Genomic DNA, 20,409 nt, shown 5'->3' with positions numbered 1-20,409 from the left:
GGACTCGGAAATATCCGCCTGCTTGATGAACGCCTCCCCTCAACGAAGGCCTCCCCACGAAGGGGAGGCGAGGCACTCCACGCGACCCTCACCACCACCGTTCACGACGACCCTCAACGAAGGCCTCCCCACGAAGGGGAGGCGAGTCACGCGAGCAGGCTGGCAGGACAGCATGCATGCACCCCTCAACGAAGGCCTCCCCACGAAGGGGAGGCGAGACGCCTTCCTGGCCTCCGTCGGATCGAACATCATCCCTCAACGAAGGCCTCCCCACGAAGGGGAGGCGAGCTCCCTGGATGGTGCGCGGCCCACCGTAGACCTGCGCCCTCAACGAAGGCCTCCCCACGAAGGGGAGGCGAGAGGTACTCGTCGGTGGTGAGTCCTGCTGTGCCGGGGTCCCTCAACGAAGGCCTCCCCACGAAGGGGAGGCGAGGAACAGCACGAACGGCAAGACCTGGGACGACTACCACCCTCAACGAAGGCCTCCCCACGAAGGGGAGGCGAGGTGGTGCGTGGGGGTGTGAGGTAGCGGGGTGGGGTCCCTCAACGAAGGCCTCCCCACGAAGGGGAGGCGAGTGCCGGACGAACACGCTCGAGGTCTTCAGCTGCAGCGCCCTCAACGAAGGCCTCCCCACGAAGGGGAGGCGAGCGGCGTGATTTCCAAGAACGCGCAGACCACCCACAGCCCTCAACGAAGGCCTCCCCACGAAGGGGAGGCGAGTGCCGTGGCCGGGCAAGAAGGCTTACCAGGACCACCCCTCAACGAAGGCCTCCCCACGAAGGGGAGGCGAGCAGCTGCAGGTGGCCGCCGCCCGCGCCGGGCACATCCCTCAACGAAGGCCTCCCCACGAAGGGGAGGCGAGAGAGCACACGATGGGGCCCGTGGCCGTGAAATCCCCCCCTCAACGAAGGCCTCCCCACGAAGGGGAGGCGAGCACTCCGGGCAGAAGGCGGGCTCCTCATCGCTGGCCCCTCAACGAAGGCCTCCCCACGAAGGGGAGGCGAGGGGCTGGCCTTCTTCTCCGAGTCCGGGATGTGGAGCCCTCAACGAAGGCCTCCCCACGAAGGGGAGGCGAGCGGGCCCTACCGGGCCCGGAGCTCCAGACCGTGCCGCCCTCAACGAAGGCCTCCCCACGAAGGGGAGGCGAGGAGGATTCCTTGGGAATGCGGATGCCGTTGAGCGTCCCTCAACGAAGGCCTCCCCACGAAGGGGAGGCGAGACAGCGGCTTCTCGTCCATCGTGTGCCTCCTTGAGCCCTCAACGAAGGCCTCCCCACGAAGGGGAGGCGAGGGCACGTCGGTCAGGTCATGGACGGACTTGTTGGTGCCCTCAACGAAGGCCTCCCCACGAAGGGGAGGCGAGCAGCTGGACTTGACGAAGCCGCAGGCGGAAGTCGCCGCCCTCAACGAAGGCCTCCCCACGAAGGGGAGGCGAGATAAGCGACGCAACCAATTCCTCGACAGCGTCCGCCCCTCAACGAAGGCCTCCCCACGAAGGGGAGGCGAGCAGGTGGAAGTTGCATCTAGTCAGGGGATGACTAGACCCTCAACGAAGGCCTCCCCACGAAGGGGAGGCGAGGCAGTGCCGAGCGCCGAGCCACGGGCGCGGGCCCTCCCTCAACGAAGGCCTCCCCACGAAGGGGAGGCGAGGTCTCGGGCACACTGCGGCCCGAGACTCGTCCTCGGCCCTCAACGAAGGCCTCCCCACGAAGGGGAGGCGAGGCCTGGCTCGAGGAACAGCGGGAGCCCGCCAATGGCCCTCAACGAAGGCCTCCCCACGAAGGGGAGGCGAGTCAGGGTCTGCCTCCACTTCGAGGTCTCGTTGTCCCCTCAACGAAGGCCTCCCCACGAAGGGGAGGCGAGCGTTCGCGGAATCATCCACGGTCGTTGTGGCGCCGACCCTCAACGAAGGCCTCCCCACGAAGGGGAGGCGAGGCGGTCCCGGTCGGTTCGTTGGGGCTGGGGTTGTCCCCTCAACGAAGGCCTCCCCACGAAGGGGAGGCGAGCGACCGCGGCCCGAGCGGACCACGCCCAGCTGCGCGGCCCTCAACGAAGGCCTCCCCACGAAGGGGAGGCGAGTCGAAGCCGAATCCGAAGAGGAGGCTCTGCGACTCCCTCAACGAAGGCCTCCCCACGAAGGGGAGGCGAGGGGTGACGTGCTCATCTGCTCTTCCTCCCGGACTGCCCTCAACGAAGGCCTCCCCACGAAGGGGAGGCGAGCCTGACCGAAATTGACGCGGTCTGACTATGGGAAACCGAGGGTCATGCGAGCGCTCGCTCCACAGCCTAGCGGAAGCCGGCCGTGTCACCCCGGGATGGGGCGCTCCGCCGCGGAATACCGGGGAAAGCAGTGGCGCGACGGCTCGCCGAGGATCCGCTACCGCCGGAGCGCTCGCGGTTCCTCGAGTACGCACCAGGGCCGTCAGAAGATCATCACGGAGTCGTCCGTGATCGGACGCTCCACTCCCAGGTACTGGAAGTTCTTGTCGGAGACCTCGGACTTCAGCCCCAGATCGCAGATCAGCACAGAATCCTCACCCGCATCCACCAGATCCAGGATCTCCGTCTTCAATCGCAGCATCGCCGCCGGTGAGACGTCGAAGAGGAACACGCTGTACTGGATCCTGTCCCCATAGTGCTCCAACTCCTTCGCCAGCCGAGTCCGGCGCCGGTCCTGAGCCACGTCATAGGTGACGAGATACCGGCGGACGTCATCCCGGCTCATCGGGTGACCACCCCGCGGTACGTCTGCTGGGTGCCGTCGATCACCCCGAGAACGAGCCGGGCCTGGACCTCCAGTGCTCGCCGCCACGTCACCGAATAGCCGAACAGCGGATGACGGAACTGCGCGGTGATCCTCTGCTCCACCGCCCGGATGATGGCCTTGCGCCCCTGATCCGTCAGTCGGGCCGACCCCAGGCTGACATCGAAGGACTCCTCCCGCAGCTCCCCGTTGTTGAACGCCCTGAACACCGCCGAATCCGCCACCGGAGCCCGGAACTCCTCCATCAGGTCCAGAGCCAGGGCCGGCTTGTTGCGACCGCTGCTGTGCAGGAAGCCCGCATGGGGATCCAGTCCGCAGGCGGCCACGGCGCGGATGGCTTCTGCGGTGAGCATGCCGTAGGCGTAGTTCAGCGCGACATTCACCGGATCCACCGCCCCGCGCCCCACCCGGCCGGTAAACCTCCCCAACCACGGCCGGTTCTCGAAGCCGCCGAGGAACAGCGGCACCTGCTCGAAGTACACCGCCGCGGCCTGACCCTCGACACCCATCAGAGCGGTCAGCGAGACCGCCGAGAGAGCTTCTCGCTGCAGAGCCCGGAGGCGCTTCACCGCGGCTTCCGGGGCACCGTAGCGACGAGCGATCGTCGCCTGATTGGCGATCTTGGCCGTGATGAACTGCGCCGCTAGGGCCAGGTCCCCGCGAGCGCTGGCCACATGCTGTTCCACGCGAGCCAGACCGTTCGCCGTGTGGGCCGTCTGCGACCACCCGACCACCCTGCCGGAGCCTGTGCACCAGACGATGGGCAGGTTCCGCCACAGACACTCGCGGATCATCGCGCCGGACAGGTCCACATTCCCGTGGACCACCACCGCTTGGACCTTCTCGATCGGCACCGACGCCAGCTGCTCATCCCACTTCTTCACCAGCACCCGCCCCGAGGAGAGCGAGACTCTGGACCCATAGGTCGCGGCATGAAGCACCGCTCCTTCCGGGTCAGGGACCAGGATCCTCCGCTGGATCTCCCGGAAGGTCCGCTCCTCCGGAAGGCAGATCGATGCGTGAGAGCAGCTGCGGCACCGGGGATCATCCTCCAAGGGTTCAGGAGCCGAGGAGGACGAGACGGTGGCGCGGGTGGCCGCCACCGCCTGCCGGGCCGCGGTCTCATCGCCATCGTCCAACTCCACGAAGACCCGCCGCTTATGTCCGGTGAAGTACACCGCCTGATCGAGCACCGGAACCCCGGCCTCCTCCAGGGCCTTCCGCTGGAGTGTGAGCTGGATGCGGTTGGCCACGGTGACCTCGGGGATCCGCCGCACCGGGGTGGCCTTGTACTCCACCAGCACCACCCCGGTCTCCGGGTCGCCCTCAGCCACGTCGATGCGCCCGTGGATGCCCAAAGAGGGGGAGCGGACATCGATGCCTCGCGCCGTCCCGTGATCGCCGGCATTCGGATCGTGGGCACGTCGATGTTCGAAATGCCCCTGCTCGATCTGCGAGGACTGGCGGATGCGCTCCCCACTGGCTTCCAACCACGCCCGCCGCGGACAGAACTGATGATGAGCCACCCAGCCGATGGGGATCGAGTCATCCTCCTCCAGGGATTCGACGGTCATAGGATCGTCACCACCCCGGTCTCCGCCCGGCGCTCGGGGGCACTGGGGTTGTCCGATCGGGACACCTCGAAGAGCACGACGGCCGCCGCCCCCTCTTCAGCGAGACGGGCCTGGGCCGTCTCCGCCACCGCCGGATCCACATCCTTCCTCGCCGGGAACCGCACCAGGGGCGCGCTGCGCTGGAGTCTCGCCCACCGCATCGGAGAGATCAGCTGCCCGGGCATCACCGTGAGCAGCCGCTCCTTCCCGTCCGCGCTCTGCGCCCCGGTCACCCGACCCGCGAAGGACGAGGGGCGGGGGCGTACCAGACCCCTGCCGTGGGGATTGCTCGGCTGGGTCCGATGCAACGGCGGCTGCATGGCCATCCCCCACAGGGCGCACCACGCCAGCGCGTTGTCACACGGCCCGGGAGGGGCGAAGCCCGTCGCCGTCCGGGACTCGGCCTTATTCCCCCCGACGGCGTCGTCCCGGGACTCGCCCGTCAGCCCGGCGATGATCTTCTCCGGATCCCACGTCGCGACCTCGGCCGCCAGGGGCAGGAAGCGATTCTTCAGAAACTCCTCGCCGCGGTTGCGCGTCTTCATCTCCCAGGGTGAGGCCCCCAGATCAGGGCGGAGCCCGGAGGGCTCGGACAGCCACCAGGAGCGCTCACCCAGACCGCGCACCAGCTCCTGCTCCAGGGGTGTGAGCTCCGCCATGATCGACGCGCGACGATCCTCCAGCTGCTGCCACCATCCGGGAGCCTCACCGGAGAGGTCCTTGAACTTCGGCAGACCCGTGCGAGGGGTCAGCAGGCTCACGGTGTGCTCCTTGGCGTCGCGCCAGGCCACCTGAGACGCCCAGTGCTCGCTGGCTGAGACCCGCAGCGCCAGCCCCTGGATGATCCGGCCGATCTCGATCTCGGAGACCCCGTCCGCCTCGATGACGGCCTGAGGATTGAGCAGCGCAGCCGACCCATCCTCATCCAGCCATCCCGCACGCACACGGGACGGTCCGAGGTCCTCGGTAAGGATCATCGCCGTCCCCCACAGCGCCGCGTGGGTCAGCAGGGTCTGGTGGTCTCCGGTGATGGTGATCCGTGTCATCGTCCCTCCTGGGAGATCGTGACGTCCGCCGCTCGCAGCAGCGCTTCCAGGTAGCTCGCGCCCCAGGGCCCGAAGGTCCGCTCCATGAGAGCGGCCAGGTCCTCCCAGAGGCCGACGCCGTAGAGCAGCCGCACCGCCTCCTCGACGCCGTCCTGCCTCTCCTCGGCGGAGAGAACGCCCAGCAGCTGGGCTACCCCGACGGGGAAACCGCACCGACCCAAGCCATGATGGGTGCCGATCAGCCAGGCCGTCAGCTCCGTCTGGCCGGCGGTCTCCGGCAGGACGGCGGGGTTCCCCACCGTCTGGTCCGCCCAGAACATCGCGGCGGAGACCATCTCGTGGCGCCAGCCCTTCGGAACGGGATCCGACTGGGTGCGGGACAGCGGCAGCAGACCCTCGGATTTCGCGTAGCTCATCTTTCGCTGCTTCTTTCGGAAGTCTCCGCGTTCCTGTGTGCTGAGACCCTCTCCCCGATGGTTGCCGCCGAGGAACAGCCGCGTCTGGAATGCCGACGTCTTCTTGCCGGCGTCGTGCTTCAGGCCGGCTTCGCGCAGGGCATCTCGAACGAACGGCGGCAGGGCGAGGAGCTCACCCAGCGCCTTCGCGCGAACCGCCACATCCTCCTGATGGTCCTCCAGCAGCACCGGCTCTGGGTCCTGCCCGCCCTCCGACAGCGCCAGACGCTCATCCTGGACGGCTTCCCGTCGGATCGTGCAGGTCACCCAGGCCGGTTCCCCTTCGGTGGCTTCGATGACGGGGCCGAGGAGCACGTCGTAGGCACCCTCCGGGAGGCCATCCCGGAGAGGGAGGTCTTCGACGGCGATCCGCCCGTCCTCGTCCGGCTCCGCCTCACCTGCGGCACGGCAGATGCGGGTTTCCTCCGTCTCCTGATCCGCGGGAACCGCGGGAATCTGGTGCAGGAAGGTCCAGACCCCCAAGGCCTCGGGGTGGCTGTGATCCCCGATAGGACGATCTCCTTCAGGCAGGAGGACGGTCCCCGGACCCTGGGCCCCGGCGGCCTCATCGGCGGAGATCCCCAGTGTGCAGGGGAATGCGGCATCCAGCACCACCAGATCCCCGCCGCGCAGCGGGAAGCCGCTTGCGGCCACCGCGTGAGGCAGACCCTCACTGCTGCCGGGTCGGAGCAGCGTCCATTCGCCGTCCCGCTGGACCCAGGCCTGATGCACCGGGTCCATGCCCTTCCTGGTGAGCACCGCTCGAACCCGGGCGGGGGTGCTGGGGTAGATCTCCTGATCCTCATACTCCAGCTGATGCAGCAGCTGATATGCGGCGTCGACGACTTCGCCCTGCAGCCCCGGATCCAGGTTCTGGTCGAGTCTGGGGAGCGTCCGACCGATCACCCGCACCTCCTGCTCATCGCTGTCCAGGCTGTCCCGCAGCCAGAAGGTCAGATCCGGTTCCGCGAAGAGGTGCTCGCTGGTGCGACTGAGCAGGCGGGCGTCCGCATCACCCAGATGGGAGAGCACCGGGCGGTCCGGGGCCGTAGCGGGGATGGCCCGATCCCGCAGCGCCCGGGGGCTGATCCCCGCGGGATCCTGAGACAGCCCCCGGATCCATTCCCGAGCCTGACGCAGGTCATCTCCCTCATAAGGCAGCGCCTCGGGCGGAGGAACCGCCCCGGAGCCCTCCGGCCCGATCACGATGACGCGCCCCTGCGCGCGCTCACCTCGACGGTTCACCCGGCCCGCACGCTGGATGAGCGCGGAGGCGGGAGCCAGATCCGTGACCATCCCCGCGAAGTCCACGTCCACGCCGACCTCGATGGTCTGCGTGGCGACCACCAGATCCGCCTCCTCCAAGCGCAGGTCACGGGGTTCGCCGACGCGCTGGGGGCCGACGAGCAGCCTGGTGCGCAGCCCGCTGCGGTGGGCCAGCTCCTGGATCTCCACCGCCGTCTTGACCCGGTTGACCACGACGCCGATGGTCCCGGAGGATTCTGCGCGCAGCGCTTCCACCTGCTCCAGGACAAGGGAGGCGTGGTCAGCCAGCGCCTTCTTCGTTCCGCTGTTCCAGCCCTCCAGCCCCAGGTACTCCACGGGTTTGGGCTGAGTGAGGATCCTGGCCAGGGGCTCCTCCAGCTGGTCCCAGTCCAGACTGATGCGCTCCTGTACCGCGTCCTCCCGCCCGCCCGGGCCCTGGTCAGCTGGAACGTGGGTGGCGGTCGCGGCGCAGACCTGCAGAGCGGGAACCTCGGCGGTGGCCGGATTCCAGCGCCCGCACATGCGGCTGACCCTCCGGAACGTGTCCAGCAGCTGCCGGCTCAGATGCGCCTCGTCCAGCACGGCCACGTGGTCGTACCCGAGCAGGCCGGCGGACCTCGGTTGGGCCCGGGAGGTGACGCCGTAGCCGCGGTGGAGCAGACGCGATCCGATCATGTCCGGGGTGCCGCACAGGATCTGCACGGCCGCCGGATGGTGGATCCACTCGTCGCGGCGCCTGCCCAGGGAGCCGTCACCGGTGACGGCGGCTGACCCGCCGCGCAGCAGGTGGACCCGCAGCGCCCTCTTCTCCTCGTTGCGGATGTCGGTGGGGTACCCGCGGCGCACCAGGAGGTCGCGGACCTCGGCGAGGATGCCGCCCTGAGCGTGATCGAGCGCCTCCATGAGGGTGGAGGCTCTGGTCAGGTGGTCATCCACGACGGCCCGCCGGGCCACGATCATGCTCAGCCGCCGCGGAACACGAGGGGCATCTTCCCGACCCTCCTCCGTACGCTGCTGGGCGACGGCGTTGGCGAAGACGTGGATCTCGATGGCGGTGCTCTTGCCGCCGCCGGTCGGGATGTCCAGCTGCTGGGGCCAGCGCCCGGTGGACAGCAGCCGCTCCAGGAGCTCGCGCTGCCAGCGGTAAGGTACGCGGTCCTGCCCGTGCAGGGCCGCGAAGAACTCGTCGAAGCGCTCGATGGTGAGGCTCATCGTCCTCCTCCTTCAGTGGATGGAATATCCTCCGGCAGGAGCAGGCCTCCGCCGAGGTGTCTGCTCTGCCCGAGGGCGACGACGCCGCTCTGCGAGAGCAAGCCGGGAGCGTGCAGCTCGGCGTCATAGGGGCGGATGGGCATCCGACCGTTGGTGCGGTGCACCAGGCGATACGGGGTGGTGGTGATGTGATGCCGGGTGCTCAGGGAGGCGGTGTCCTCGTCGTCACTCATCGCGGCAGCGGTGGCGAGGAGCCGCTCCGCCGGGGTCCGGTCCTCGATCAGGTCCTCGCGGCGCAGATCCCGGAAGACGTTGCCCAGGCTCCACAGCACCGTGACGTCCAGGTCGGACAGCGACCCCAGGCGCTTGGTCCGCCGCTCTGCGACGGCCGGGCTCTGGGTCCTCCACCGTCGGACGGCTCCGTCCGCCGGCTCGGCCCAGAAGGAGGCGCCGTCCAGGATCCGTTCGGACCCTTCCACGATGCTCAGCGCTCCGGCGTCCCGGTCGTAGATCCTGCGCAGCCTGCCCGCGGCGGAGAGCACCTGGTCGATGTCCCCGCCCGCAGCGCCGTGCGGCACCATGATCGCCAAATGGCTGGCACGGACACCGGCCGCGGTGCGGCGGCTCTGCTCCTCGTCGAGCAGATGGATCGCCAGACCGTTCGCCAGCGCCCGCCCGGCCCCGCCCACTCCGGTGAGCAGCGGGCTGATCTCCTCCTGTCCGGCCAGGCGGACGAGGGCGCGGTGAGCCGCCGTCGCCAGTCGGACCCGGTGCGCGGGGGAGAGATCCGGATTCAGCCCCGTCACCTGGAGGAGCAGCACGATCTCCCACGGGGCATCCACGACCTCCCGGTCCACCGGCGAGTACAGCGCTCGGCGGACCCCGTCCCTCGGTGCGGATGGCGGCGGGGGCGGAGCGGTCCAGGCGGACTTCTCCGGTTTGAGGGCCTTCTTTCCCGTGGGATTCAGGGAGTCATGCCAGGCGTCCAGGATGTGCCGCCGCCCCTCGGCAGCCACCGGAAGGACCGTCCCCAGGCGGAGGTCCTGCGGGGTGGGAGCGGGGGTGAGCAGGTGCGTCGGCTCCAGATCGCCCACCACCCCGAGGAAGGCCGGGCTGTCCGTCTCCCCGAGGTAGCCGATATCGGCGCACAGCGCATCCAGGACCAGGGCCACATCCTTGGGGATGTCCGTGCTCTGCCACCCCCAGGCGATGCGGCCCCCGAGGGTGAAGCCGTCGGAGAGAGGCTTCTTCGACTTCTTGTTGCGGATGCTCTTGGAGGCCGCCTCCTTCTCCAGCCAGCCCTCGTCCCGGTAGGCCGCGCGATCCGCCGTGGAGACCGGCAGGACCTCGGGGACCTCCAGACAGTCCGGAGGGTTGGCCTCCACCCAGGCCAGGGCGCGCAGGGCGTCCTCGGAGGGGCGCAGTCGGCGGGGATCCTTCGGATCCGGCACGGCGGTGGGGCCGGTGTAGGCGGCGTGGACTAGAGCGGAGTACAGGCGTACCGGGGTCGGCAGGGGTTCGGCGGACCCGCTGGGCCCGTGGCCCCGGTACACCGCATGAGGGAATTCGGCGGCGATGGCGGAGGTCATCGGCTCACGCCTCCGGCTCATCCGTGGATGCCGAAGCGGTGATCGCGGAGTTCCCTGTGATCTCCAGGACCTCCCCGTTCCACTCGACGCCGGCCACCTCCTTCAGGTGAGCCAGGGCATGCTCCAGCAGGGCGACGCCGTCCTCCACCTCGATGGGCGCCAGCTCGAGCTTCTTCCCCCGACGCTGGTCCAGCACCACGTTCGGCGCGTCGTCCTCCACCAGGTCGCAGTTGGCCCGCAGCACCAGCTCACTCTCGGAGAGCGCGGAGGCGAGCAGACCGTAGGCCGCCAGCACCGCCCGGTGGGCGGCATCAGCCGCCGCGGTGCCGCCGAAACGCAGCTGCCGCAGCGCGGCGAAGGAGAGCACGCGGGTGCGGATGATGCGGGAGCACGCCACACCGCCGAGGTTCTGATCCACGCTCGGCGGAATGCTGCCCAGGCCCAGTGCGGCCAGGGAGATCGGCTTGTCCTTGGCCTTCTTGACCTGGGCCTCGATCTTCCCGAGGTTGGTCGCGGAGAGCTCGTCCTTCTGACCGGCGACGATGCTCTCGAGGGTCTTGGCATCCAGCTTCACGCTGGGGGAGATGACGTCCGTGCGCCCTGCGCCGCGGGTGGGGGAGGCGGTGGCATAGCCCTCTCGCTGCTCAGCGGTGACGCCGATGACCTCACCGGTCAGAGCGGTGCGGAAGCGAGCCTGGTTCGACTTCCGGGTGGCGTCCCAGCCCCCGTAGAGAGCGGTGGTGGGGGAGGTGGTGAACACGGCCGCGGCATTGCTGGGGGAGGCGTTGCGCACCGCCAGGTACTTCTCGTGGTGGGTGGCCGGGGTTCCGTCGATGGTCCCGGCGCGGAAGTGGCCCTCGTAGGCGCGGGCCGGGACCTCGAGGTCCGTGTAGGTCCCCCCTTCGTAGGACACCTGGATGGTCGGCACACGGGAGAGCACCTCGTGGGCGGGGGAGTCCTCATCCTGCCGAGCCTGGAGGACCGCCATCTCGTCTCGGTTGCTGACGGACTGCTTGGCATCCAGGATCACCGTATTCACCGGTGCTCCGTCGATGAAGCGGGTCTCGAAGGCGAAGGTCGGGGTGTTTCCGCCGGAGACGTACCGTGGCGGAGCCACAGTGGCGTGCTCACCGCCGGCGGGGGCCAGGTCCGTCCGGATGGTCAGGGCGGTGGCTCCTCCGGCGGAGCAGGCTGTCAGAAGGTGGTCGAAGGTCAGCTTCTCGGTCATGGGATCTCCTCGGAGTCACAGCGTGGGTGGTGAGGGCGTCGGGTCGCTGGCCTCGGCGCTTGATGTGAACGGTAACACCCTTTCCGACTGTGTGCAATAGAATTAGTCCCTAGGAACCAGCAAAACGATACAGTAGATGAAATTAACGGTGGAAGGGTGTGGGAGGCGGGGTCGCCTCCCCCGCGTAGAGTGCCAACCAGGTGGGGCGGCCTTCGTTGGGGGTGGATTGCTTTCCGGGTGCCGATCGGCCCCGCTTCATCGCCGTCCCGCCTCTTTGCTTCCCGCCCACCGTGAGGAGCCTCCGATGCCCTGGTCTCCCGAGCATCCCCACAACGATCTCCCCGGACTGCCGCCCGACGTCGAGCTGGAGACGGCACCGGTGCTGCGCGCCCTCATCGCTGCGCGCGCGGAGCTGGCCGGATTGGAGGAGAGCCTCTCCGCGCTGCCCAACCCCCAGGTCTTCATCCACTCCCTGGCGCTGCTGGAGGCCCAGGCGAGCTCGGAGATCGAAAACATCGTGACCACCACGGACGAGCTCTTCCGGGCCGAGACCCTGGCGGCCGAGGCCAGCCCCGCCACCTGCGAGGCCATGCGCTACCGCCAGGCGCTGTTCGCCGGGTTGGAGCTGATGCGGCGTCGGGAAGGGCTCATCACGGCCTCCACCGCCGCCGCCATCTGCACCCAGATCCGCGGCGTCAGCACCGAGGTGCGCGCGGACCAGGGCACCTTCATCGGCAACCCGAGCACCCAGAAGCGCATCTACACGCCTCCGGAAGGCGAGTCCGTGATCCGGGAGAAGCTCGACGACTGGACGGCCTTCGTCAACGGGGCGGACGGGGTGGACCTCGATCCCCTGGTGCGCATCGCCGTCGCCCACTACCAGTTCGAGGCCATCCATCCGTACCCGGACGGAAACGGTCGCACCGGGCGCATCCTCAACGTCCTCCAGCTGGTGGCCTCCGGGCTGCTGAGCCGGCCGGTCCTGTACGTCTCCCGGGCGATCATCGAACGCAAGGGCAGCTACTACCGGCTGCTCAACCAGGTCACCGAGCAGGGTGCGTGGGAGGAGTGGATCCTGTTCATGATCGAAGCCTTCCGGAGCACGGCGAGCTCCACGCGCGGGAAGATCAAGCGCATCCAGGAGCACCAGCTGCACCTCTCGGACACCATCCGCGCCCTGTTGGGCGTGCATGTGCCGGCCACCTTCGCGGAGGTGCTCTTCGAGCAGCCCTACTGCCGGATCGCCGATGTCATGACCCGGTGCGAGGTCTCCCGGCCCACAGCCACCAAGTACCTCGCGACGCTGCAGGGGGCCGGGCAGCTCGCTGTCGAGCAGGCAGGGCGGGAGAAGCTCTACGTCAACACCGGCTTCCTGGAGATCCTGCGCGGAGTCTGAGGCGGCTCGCGTCGCGAGGCACATGCAAAGCGAGTTGGCACGTTCCCGGGACGTGTAAAAAATCCCCGGAAATCTTTACATGTCCTCGAGCGCCAGCCCGTCGCCCCTCCTACACCAGCACCCCGTCGAAGTACCCCGCGAGCCCCGCGACGTCGTCCAGGGCGAACACCCCGGCCACGTATTGGTCCGGGCGCACCACCACCACCGCGCCATCGCGGGAGATGCCCCGCTCCGAGAATGCATCCTCGCCCGGCAGGGTCGCGTAGACCCGGTCCCAGTACTCCAGGCCCAGGGCACCCACCCGCGGGCGGAACGCGGCGGGCACGTCGGTGATCTCGAAATCCGTGTGCTCCTGCTGGTACACCACCACCGGCTCGATCTGCGCGGAGAAGTCCTCGCCCTCCCGCCGATGCCGCACGAACGGAGAATCAGGGGACCCCACCAGCCAGTCGGACAGCGCCCGGGCCCCGGAGTCCTCGGCCGCCGGGTGGGCGGCGTCGGCGAACACGTACAGCCGCCAGCGACCGTCGGCCACGGTCTCGTGCCCGATGTGCACAGGGAAGGCATCGCACCGCCGGTTGGCCCGCACGGACTTGAACCGCTTCCCCACGGGGAACCCCTCCGCCAGCTCCTGCCGGGAGCCCGACGCCCCGGGCCCAGAAGCCCCCGGCCCCGAAGCTTCCGACGCCGTGACCAGCGAGGGCCGGTACTGCGTCATGAACCCGGCCGGGAATTCAGCGGTCTTCACGTAGAAGTCCTCCAGGTAGGAGGGGTCCGGCAGCTGGTCGGCGGGGGTGGCCATCAGGGTGGACCACTCGCGGTCGAAGTCGATGAGGTTCTTCGCGATCTCCTGCCGCTCCGCGGAGTACGTGTCCAGCAGGGCCTGCGGGGACCTCCCGGAGACCACCTGCCCCAGCTTCCAGGCGATGTTGAACCCGTCCTGCAGGGACACGTTCATCCCCTGCCCGGCTTTGGCGGAGTGGGTGTGGCAGGCGTCCCCGGTGATGAACACCCGGGGGCAGCGGGTGCCGCGCTCGGCGTCGTCGACGTCGTCGAAGTGGTCCGTGAGCCGGTGGCCCACCTCGTACACCGAGTGCCAGGCCACCGAGCGCACGTCCAGGGTGTACGGGGTGAGGATGCGGTTGGCGCGGTCGATGATCTCCTCGATGCCGGTCTGGCGCACCTTGTGCTCGTCATCGGCCGGCACCTCCCCGAGGTCCACGTACATGCGCACCAGGTGCCCGCCCTCCCGCGGGATGTGCAGGATCGAGCCGTGGCGTGAGGAGATCGCGCACTTGGTCCGCAGATCCGGGAAGTCCGTGTTGGCCAGCACGTCCATCACGCCCCACGCGTGGTTGGCGGCATCCCCCGCCAGCCTCCGCCCGATCGCCCGGCGCACCCCCGAGCGGGCGCCGTCGCACCCGATGACGTACTTCGCGCGCACCGTGCGCTCCTCGCCCGCTCGCGGGCCGGCGGTGTGCTTCACCCGCACGACGACGGGCCGCTCGCCCTCCCCCTGCACCTCCAGGCCCAGGAACTGCACCCCGTAGTCCGGGGTGATCCGCCCGGGGGAGCGGCGGGCGAACTCGGCGAAGTAGTCCAGCACCCGCGCCTGGTTGACGATCAGGTGCGGGAACTCGGAGACGCCCGTCGGATCATCCGGGGTGCGGGAGGTGCGGATGATGTGCTCCGGGTTGTCCGGATCCGGCTTCCAGAAGCACATCTCGGTGATGTGGTAGGCCTCGGCGATCACCTCGTCGGCGAAGCCGAAAGCCTGGAAGGTCTCCACGGAGCGGGCCTGGATGCCGTCGGCCTGCCCGATCTCCAGGCGCCCCTCCCGCTGCTCGATGATCCGCACGTCCACCTCCGGGTACTGTGCCAGCTGCGCCGCGGCGATCATCCCGGCCGGCCCGGAGCCGACGATCAGCACGTCCGTCTCCTCCGGCAGCTCGGTCGGGCGGTCCAGCCCGTGCCCGCGCGCCCGCTGGGTGCGGGGGTCCTCGGAGACGTATCCGTGCTGGTGGAAGTGCATGGTGGACCTCTTTCCCTGGACCGACATCATCGTCGCCACGGCGCGCCGACAGTGGCGTGCGTCATAGATGACTCGGATCATATACAATCCACCGGGGAGGGGCAAGGTCCCGCCCGCCGGATCCGTAAGGACCCGCTCGAGGATGAGAACCGAGGAGACCCCGTGCCAGCTTCCGCCGCCCTGCGCCCTTCCGCTCCGGAGGAGCGGCCGGACCAGACCGTCTCCGAGGTCATCGCCCGCGCTCTGATCCCCCACGCGGGGGCCTTCTTCGGGCTGATGGGCAACGGCAACTCCTTCTTCGTCGACGCTCTCGAGCGGCTCGGCCCCGGCGTCATCCCCGTGCGCCACGAGGTCGCGACCGTCGCCTCGGCGGATGCTTATCACCGGGTCACCCGCCGCCTGGCGGTGGCCACCGCGACCTACGGCGCCGGATTCACCAACACCCTCACCGCCCTGGCCGAGGCCGCGCAGTCGCGCACCCCGCTGGTCCTGGTGGTCGGGGACGCCCCCACCTCGGGGCTGCGCCCGTGGGATGTGGACCAGGTGGGTGCGGCCGCCGCCCTCGGCGCCCCGACCCTCGTGGTGGGGGCCGACGATGCCGGGGCGACGGCCGTGCGGGCTGTGCATAGGGCCCTGACCGAGCGGACCCCCGTGGTCCTGGCGATCCCCTACGACCTCGTGGCCGCCCCCGTCCAGGGTGACGGCGCCCGGATCCCCGACCTCGACCTCCCCGCGCACGCGCTGCCCGCCCCGGAGGAGGCGGCCGTGGAGCGCTTCGCCGACGCCCTGCGCGGGGCCGAGCGACCCCTGATCCTCGCCGGGCGCGGAGCCCGCGGCGCCGAAGCCGACCTGCGGGTCGTGGCCGGCCTGCTGGGCGCCGACCTCGCGACCACCGCCCCCGCCCAGGGCACCTTCACCCCCGCGGCGGGGGAGACCACCGGGTACCGGGACCTGGGGATCTGCGGCGGGTTCGCGGCGGCCGGCTCGGCCGAGCGGATCCGGGCGGCCGACGTCGTGCTGGTGGTGGGCGCGGGGCTGAACCAGTTCACGATGTCCTTCGGCCGCTCCTTCGGCCCCGAGGCGCAGGTGCTGCAGATCGACCTCGCCCCCGCCGCGACCCACCCCCGGGTGGACGAGCACCTGCGGGCCGAAGCCGCCCCGGCCCTCACCGCCCTGCGCAGCCTGCTGGAGGACGACGACGCCGCCCGCGGTCTGGTCGACTCCGGGTCCGCTCCCGACGCCGTCGTCGCCGATGCCGAGCCCGACGCCGACCCCGGCGCCGACCCGACCACCCGCCCGGACGGGGATCCGCTGGCCCCGGACGGCCGACTGGACCCGCGCAGCCTGATGCGCCGCATCGACGCGGCCCTGCCCGCCGAGCGGATCGTGAGCATCGACGGCGGACACTTCATCGAATGGGCCGTGACCTACCTGCCGGTCACGGCCCCGGACCGGATGATCATGCTCGGCACCCAGTTCCAGTCCATCGGCCTGGGGTTCCCGGCCGCCGCCGGGGTCAACGCGGGCGCGGGGGAGGCGGTCTCGGTGCTGGTCACCGGCGACGGCGGCGGCCTGATGGGCATCGCGGACGCGGAGACCTTCATCCGCACGGCCCGGCGCGGCGTCATCGTGGTGATGAACGACGGCGCCTACGGGGCCGAGATCCACCAGTACGGCTCCCGGGGCCTGGCGGAGGCGCCGATGCGCATCCCGGAGATCGACTTCGCCGGGATCCTCGGGGCCCTGGGCGCCCGCTTCCGGGTGGTGCGCACCCTCGAGGACCTCGCGGACTTCCAGCGCTGGGCCGAGGCCGGCTGCGACGGCGTCTACGCCCTGGACTGCCGCATCTCCGGGGACGTCATGGCCCCGCACATGCGGGAGGTCCTGGCCCAGGCGAAGGGCGCCCGCACCCGCCGCCCCTGATCCCGGCCAGGCCAGCGGTAACGGTTTCGGGACGGGTTCGTCGTTTCGGGACCGGAATATCCCGGCCCGAAACGACGAACCCGTCCCGAAACGCTGATGGGGGTGGGGTGGTGGGCCGCTAGGAGGCGCGGGTCCGACGACGCCGCACCAGCGCGGTCAGCAGCGCCCCGGCGAGGATCGTTCCGCCGGCGATCCCGAGGGTTCCGGCCGCATCGACGCCGGTGGAGGCCAGCCCGGTATTACTCGAGCCGTAGGTGCCGGAACCGTAACTCTCAGAGCCGTAGCTCCCGACGCCGCCCGCCGCGGAGCCGCCGGTGCCGCCGCCGTTCCCGGAGGTGCCGGTGAGGGTGAAGCCGGAGCCGTCGCCGGTCCCGCTGCCGCCGCCGCGGTTCCCGCCGTCACCGTCACCCGGCACGGGGGCCACGGCTGCACTCGCGGAAGGCTCCGGGCTCGCGGAGGGAGAGGTACTGGGCTCGGTGCTCGGCGAGGCGGTGGGCTCAGCAGTGGGAGCACCGGTCGGTTCGACGCTGGGCTCGTTGGTGGGATTAGCGGTGGGAGCGGCCGTCGGGGTCGCGGTCGGTCCCGCCGTCGGCTGCTGGGTGGGCTCGGCGGTGGGGGAGCCAGTCGGCTCGCTCGTCGGCGTCGCGGTGGGCTCCGCCGTCGGGGACGCGGTGGGCCCGGCGGTGGGTGTGGCCGTCGGCTCGGCGGTCGGCGTCGGGCTCGGGGCGGGGTCGCTGCGGACCACGCTGGCGCGGGCCTGGCCCGGGACCACCGAGGTCACGGTCCCGGCGGCATCCACGGTCACCTCGGAGCTCATCGCGGCGGGCAGGTCGATGCGCTGCCACCCGTCGGAGGAGGAGTCCAGGGCGTAGCCGGAGGGGATCTCCGTGGCGGCCAGGACCTGACGGCGCTGCTCTGCGGTCAGGGTCGGGAAGGCCGTGGCCAGCAGAGGCTCCGCGCCGGCGGGCACCCGCGGGGCCTGGCCGGTGGTGCCGACGGCCGGGAAGCCGTAGGTCATCCGGGCCCGGTAGGCCTGCAGGGCGGAGGCGCGATCGGTGACGGGTGCCGTGGAGACGGCGTCGGTGAACACGTTGCGGTACCCGCCGGAGTCGTTCGCGCGGGTCGCGTCGATGCACGCGGTGAGGGTCTGACCCAGTCCGGCCTCCTGGCACCGCTGGGTGAGGTAGTCGGTCAGCTCGGCGCGGGCCGGGGCCAGGGTGGTCTGGGCGTAGTCACCGGAGTACAGGGCCGTGGTGCCCAGGTGGCCCTCGATGCGCCCGCCCATCACATCCAGCGGGTAGTGCACGCCCAGCACGATCCGGTTGTTGCCGGCCTCGGAGGAGCGGGTCAGGATCTCCGGGCCGAGCTCCGGCAGCACCATGGCCAGGCCGATGCCGATGCCGTAGGCGTAGGTGGTGTGCCCGGAGGGGAAGGCCTGGGAGTGCCCGGCGAGCATCGCGTCATAGCTGGCGGTGTGCAGCCGACCAGTGGCCGGGTCCAGCCAGTCCGACACCCGGGTGGTGTTCAGGTCCGGGGCCAGCCCGCGCAGGTCGTTCTTCCCGCCGAGGCTGCGATCGCTCATGTAGGGGCGGGGGTAGTTGTAGTGCTTCTTCGCCGCCCCGGTGCTGATCGCGGAGCCGGAGTCCTTCACGACGGCGGTGGTCAGGGGCAGCTTCCCCTGGGCGACGCCGTCCTCCAGGTACCCGCCGAGCACCGGGCCCAGCGCGTCGGGCAGGGTCTCGGTCCAGTCCATGTCCGCGTCGATCAGCGCCCGGTGGGCCTGGGTGGTGTCGGCCGCGCCGCGGTGGTTGATGGCCGCGTACTGCTCGTCGTTGGTCTTCAGCACGGAGGCGCCGGCCTCGGTGACGCTGCCGCGGAAGGCGGTCCCGGCCGGGTCTGCGGCGTCGTAGGCCACCGGGGTCCACCACTGCTCGAACTCCGCCATGGGGGCGACGCCGTCCGGGGCGGTGGTCGCGGCGGCCGCGAGGGTGGGCGCGGAGGTCGCGGTGACGGCGGTCGGGGTCGCGGTGGTCTGGGTCGTGTCGTCGGCGGGTGCGGCCAGTGCTGGGCCGATCGCGGTGCTCAGGGCGAGGACGGCCAGCGCCCCGGCGGCGCCGAAGCGGCGACCGCGCGGGCAGGAGGCGGCGGTGCGGATGCTGATGGGTTGCATAGCGATGAGATTAAGCGCGGTCGGTGAACCGCATCACCAGCCTCGGTGAAGCCCGGGTGAACACCCCCGCCCGGCGGCCCCCGCCCACCCCCGGGAAGCGTATTCGGGACGGGTTCGTCGCTTCGGGACCGGAATATCCCGTCCCGAAGCGACGAACCCGTCCCGAACCGACGGTGCGAGGAGGAGAGGGTGGGCGCCGGTCAGCGGCCGATCATCAGCGGGCGGGTGGCCTGCTCCTCCTCGTGTCCGGGGCCCAGGGGGATGCCCTGCCGGTCCCGCATCATCAGGGTGGCCAGCGCCCCGATCGCCGTCATCGCCCCGAGGTAGATCACGATCGCCGTCGTCGTGCCGGTGGCCTGCAGGAGGTACTTGGCGATGGTGGGGGCGAAGGCTCCGCCGAGGATCGCGCCGATCGCGTAGGAGATGGACACCCCGGAGAAGCGCACCGAGGCCGGGAACATCTCTGTGTACGCGGCCGGCTGCTGACCGTAGGTGAACCCCAGGCCCACCGTGAGGATCGCCAGGCCGAGGAACAGCTTCACGGGGTCCCCGGTGTTGACCAGGGGGAACAGCGTGAGCACGCCGATCAGCTGCAGCGCCCACCCCAGCAGGTAGGAGCTGCGCCGCCCCATCCGGTCCGCTGCCCATCCGGCCATCAGGGTGAACGTCAGCCACGTCACGGCCGAGCCGGTCACGGCCAGCAGCACGGGTCCGCGGGCCATCCCCAGCGGGCCGTCGGGGTCCGTGGTGTAGTTCTGGATGAAGCCGCCGGTGGTCATGTAGCCGACGGCGTTGTTGCCGGCGAACATGAGTGCTGCGACCACCACCAGCGCCCCGTGGCGGCGGAACAGCACGCCGATCGGCGCGGAGCGCTTCTGGCGGCGGTCCGCGATCTGCTGGAACACCGGGGATTCGGCGACGCCGTGGCGGATCCAGTATCCGACGCCGATCAGCACCACGGACAGCAGGAACGGCACCCGCCAGCCCCACTGCAGGAAGGCCTCGCCCGGGGCGATCGCGCTCATCAGCGCGAGCATCCCGGAGGCCATGAGCAGACCCAGCGGCACCCCGACCTGGGGGCTGGCGCCGTAGAGCCCGCGCCGGTCCACGGGGGCGTGCTCCACGGACATCAGGGCGGCCCCGCCCCACTCGCCGCCCGCGGAGATGCCCTGCAGGATGCGCAGCGCGAACAGCAGGATCGGAGCGATCACCCCGGCGGTGTGGTAGCTGGGCAGGACGCCGATCAGCGTGGTCGCGGCTCCCATGCCGATCAGGGTGATCATCAGGACCCGCTTGCGCCCGATCCGGTCCCCGAAGTGCCCGGCGAGGAAGGCGCCCAGCGGGCGGAACAGGAAGCTCAGCCCCACGGTGAGGAAAGAGACGAGCACCGCCGCCTGGGGGCCCAGCGGCTGGAAGAACAGCTGCCCGAAGACGAGGCCGGCGGCGGAGGCGTAGAGGAAGAAGTCGTACCACTCGATGCTGGTGCCGATGATGGTCCCGGCGATGACGCGGCGCTGCTCCCGGCGCTGGTCGATGGTGCGCAGGGCGGCGGTCGTGGTGGTGGGGTCGTGGTGGGCGGCCTCGGATGAGACGTCCTCGGGCACGGGTGGGGTGTCGGGGGGTGTGGCGACCATGTCGGTGACTCCTTTGTCAGACGAGCGGCGGAAGCTGCGGATGAGCTGCATCACAGATCGGCAGCTTGCGCCAGATCATAT

At 70.3% G+C, this 20,409-nt stretch carries 11 protein-coding genes and 1 CRISPR repeat array; of the genes, 2 read left to right on the top strand and 9 right to left on the bottom strand.

Translation table 11 applies throughout. The features are described from left to right. Positions 1-36 precede the first annotated feature (36 nt). Positions 37-2,220: direct repeats of the CRISPR family, unit length 36 nt; unit sequence CCCTCAACGAAGGCCTCCCCACGAAGGGGAGGCGAG. Positions 2,221-2,422: 202 nt separating this feature from the next. The 6 genes from cas2 to cas7g are packed head-to-tail and all read right to left on the bottom strand — an operon-like array spanning position 2,423 to position 11,173. Beyond that, positions 2,423-2,725, bottom strand: a complete 303-nt coding sequence (cas2, locus tag KKR01S_RS09300; protein ID WP_061225854.1) for a CRISPR-associated endonuclease Cas2 — start codon at positions 2,723-2,725, stop codon at positions 2,423-2,425. Continuing rightward, positions 2,722-4,338: a CRISPR-associated endonuclease Cas4/Cas1 gene (locus tag KKR01S_RS09295; protein ID WP_061225853.1), complete on the bottom strand. Its 1,617-nt coding sequence runs from the start codon at positions 4,336-4,338 to the stop codon at positions 2,722-2,724. Before KKR01S_RS09295 ends, cas2 begins: the two co-directional genes overlap by 4 nt. After that, on the bottom strand, positions 4,335-5,423 hold the full coding sequence (locus KKR01S_RS09290) for a hypothetical protein (protein ID WP_061225852.1): 1,089 nt from the start codon (positions 5,421-5,423) through the stop codon (positions 4,335-4,337). Before KKR01S_RS09290 ends, KKR01S_RS09295 begins: the two co-directional genes overlap by 4 nt. Then, complete coding sequence (gene cas3g / locus KKR01S_RS09285; protein ID WP_061225851.1) at positions 5,420-8,356, bottom strand: type I-G CRISPR-associated helicase/endonuclease Cas3g; 2,937 nt, start codon at positions 8,354-8,356, stop codon at positions 5,420-5,422. The genes KKR01S_RS09290 and cas3g overlap by 4 nt, the downstream gene beginning before the upstream one ends. After that, the gene (csb2, locus tag KKR01S_RS09280; protein WP_061225850.1) at positions 8,353-9,945 is read right to left on the bottom strand and encodes a type I-G CRISPR-associated protein Csb2; all 1,593 of its coding nucleotides are present in this window, start codon (positions 9,943-9,945) and stop codon (positions 8,353-8,355) included. The genes cas3g and csb2 overlap by 4 nt, the downstream gene beginning before the upstream one ends. Positions 9,946-9,949: 4 nt before the next feature. Beyond that, positions 9,950-11,173, bottom strand: a complete 1,224-nt coding sequence (gene cas7g / locus KKR01S_RS09275; protein WP_081101681.1) for a type I-G CRISPR-associated RAMP protein Csb1/Cas7g — start codon at positions 11,171-11,173, stop codon at positions 9,950-9,952. A 304-nt stretch (positions 11,174-11,477) separates the two neighbouring features. Here cas7g and KKR01S_RS09270 point away from each other — a divergent pair, with 304 nt between their 5' ends. Beyond that, entirely contained in the window at positions 11,478-12,569 is a 1,092-nt protein-coding gene (locus tag KKR01S_RS09270; RefSeq protein ID WP_061225849.1) for a Fic family protein, read from the top strand. A gap of 109 nt (positions 12,570-12,678) precedes the next feature. On the opposite strand, the gene KKR01S_RS09265 is transcribed toward KKR01S_RS09270, so the two are convergent. Next, a complete protein-coding gene (locus tag KKR01S_RS09265; protein WP_061225848.1) occupies positions 12,679-14,601 on the bottom strand; it encodes an FAD-binding monooxygenase in 1,923 nt (640 codons plus the stop codon). A gap of 162 nt (positions 14,602-14,763) precedes the next feature. Here KKR01S_RS09265 and KKR01S_RS09260 point away from each other — a divergent pair, with 162 nt between their 5' ends. Then, positions 14,764-16,524 carry a thiamine pyrophosphate-binding protein gene (locus KKR01S_RS09260; RefSeq protein WP_280513757.1) on the top strand — a complete coding sequence of 587 codons (1,761 nt, stop codon included), beginning with the start codon at positions 14,764-14,766 and terminating at the stop codon, positions 16,522-16,524. Between the two features lie 118 nt (positions 16,525-16,642). Here KKR01S_RS09260 and KKR01S_RS09255 read toward each other — a convergent pair whose 3' ends face one another. Next, positions 16,643-18,694, bottom strand: a complete 2,052-nt coding sequence (locus tag KKR01S_RS09255) for a phosphatase PAP2 family protein (RefSeq protein ID WP_131800609.1) — start codon at positions 18,692-18,694, stop codon at positions 16,643-16,645. 200 nt (positions 18,695-18,894) lie between these two features. Further along, on the bottom strand, positions 18,895-20,328 hold the full coding sequence (locus KKR01S_RS09250) for an MFS transporter (protein ID WP_081101680.1): 1,434 nt from the start codon (positions 20,326-20,328) through the stop codon (positions 18,895-18,897). Positions 20,329-20,409: the final 81 nt, after the last annotated feature.

Source organism: Rothia kristinae NBRC 15354 (genome assembly GCF_001570865.1).
Classification (GTDB): Bacteria; Actinomycetota; Actinomycetes; order Actinomycetales; family Micrococcaceae; genus Rothia; species Rothia kristinae.
Note: the sequence above shows the minus strand (reverse complement) of the source record. Positions and strands in the feature narration are given on the sequence as shown.

Excerpts from the sequence above, each read along its gene's own strand:
- KKR01S_RS09290 (WP_061225852.1), bottom strand. The coding sequence starts at position 5,423 with ATGACACGGATCACCATCACCGGAGACCACCAGACCCTGCTGACCCAC.
- csb2 (WP_061225850.1), bottom strand. The coding sequence starts at position 9,945 with ATGACCTCCGCCATCGCCGCCGAATTCCCTCATGCGGTGTACCGGGGC.
- KKR01S_RS09255 (WP_131800609.1), bottom strand. The coding sequence starts at position 18,694 with ATGCAACCCATCAGCATCCGCACCGCCGCCTCCTGCCCGCGCGGTCGC.
- cas3g (WP_061225851.1), bottom strand. The coding sequence starts at position 8,356 with ATGAGCCTCACCATCGAGCGCTTCGACGAGTTCTTCGCGGCCCTGCAC.
- KKR01S_RS09250 (WP_081101680.1), bottom strand. The coding sequence starts at position 20,328 with ATGGTCGCCACACCCCCCGACACCCCACCCGTGCCCGAGGACGTCTCA.
- KKR01S_RS09270 (WP_061225849.1), top strand. The coding sequence starts at position 11,478 with ATGCCCTGGTCTCCCGAGCATCCCCACAACGATCTCCCCGGACTGCCG.
- KKR01S_RS09265 (WP_061225848.1), bottom strand. The coding sequence starts at position 14,601 with ATGCACTTCCACCAGCACGGATACGTCTCCGAGGACCCCCGCACCCAG.
- cas7g (WP_081101681.1), bottom strand. The coding sequence starts at position 11,173 with ATGACCGAGAAGCTGACCTTCGACCACCTTCTGACAGCCTGCTCCGCC.
- KKR01S_RS09295 (WP_061225853.1), bottom strand. The coding sequence starts at position 4,338 with ATGACCGTCGAATCCCTGGAGGAGGATGACTCGATCCCCATCGGCTGG.
- cas2 (WP_061225854.1), bottom strand. The coding sequence starts at position 2,725 with ATGAGCCGGGATGACGTCCGCCGGTATCTCGTCACCTATGACGTGGCT.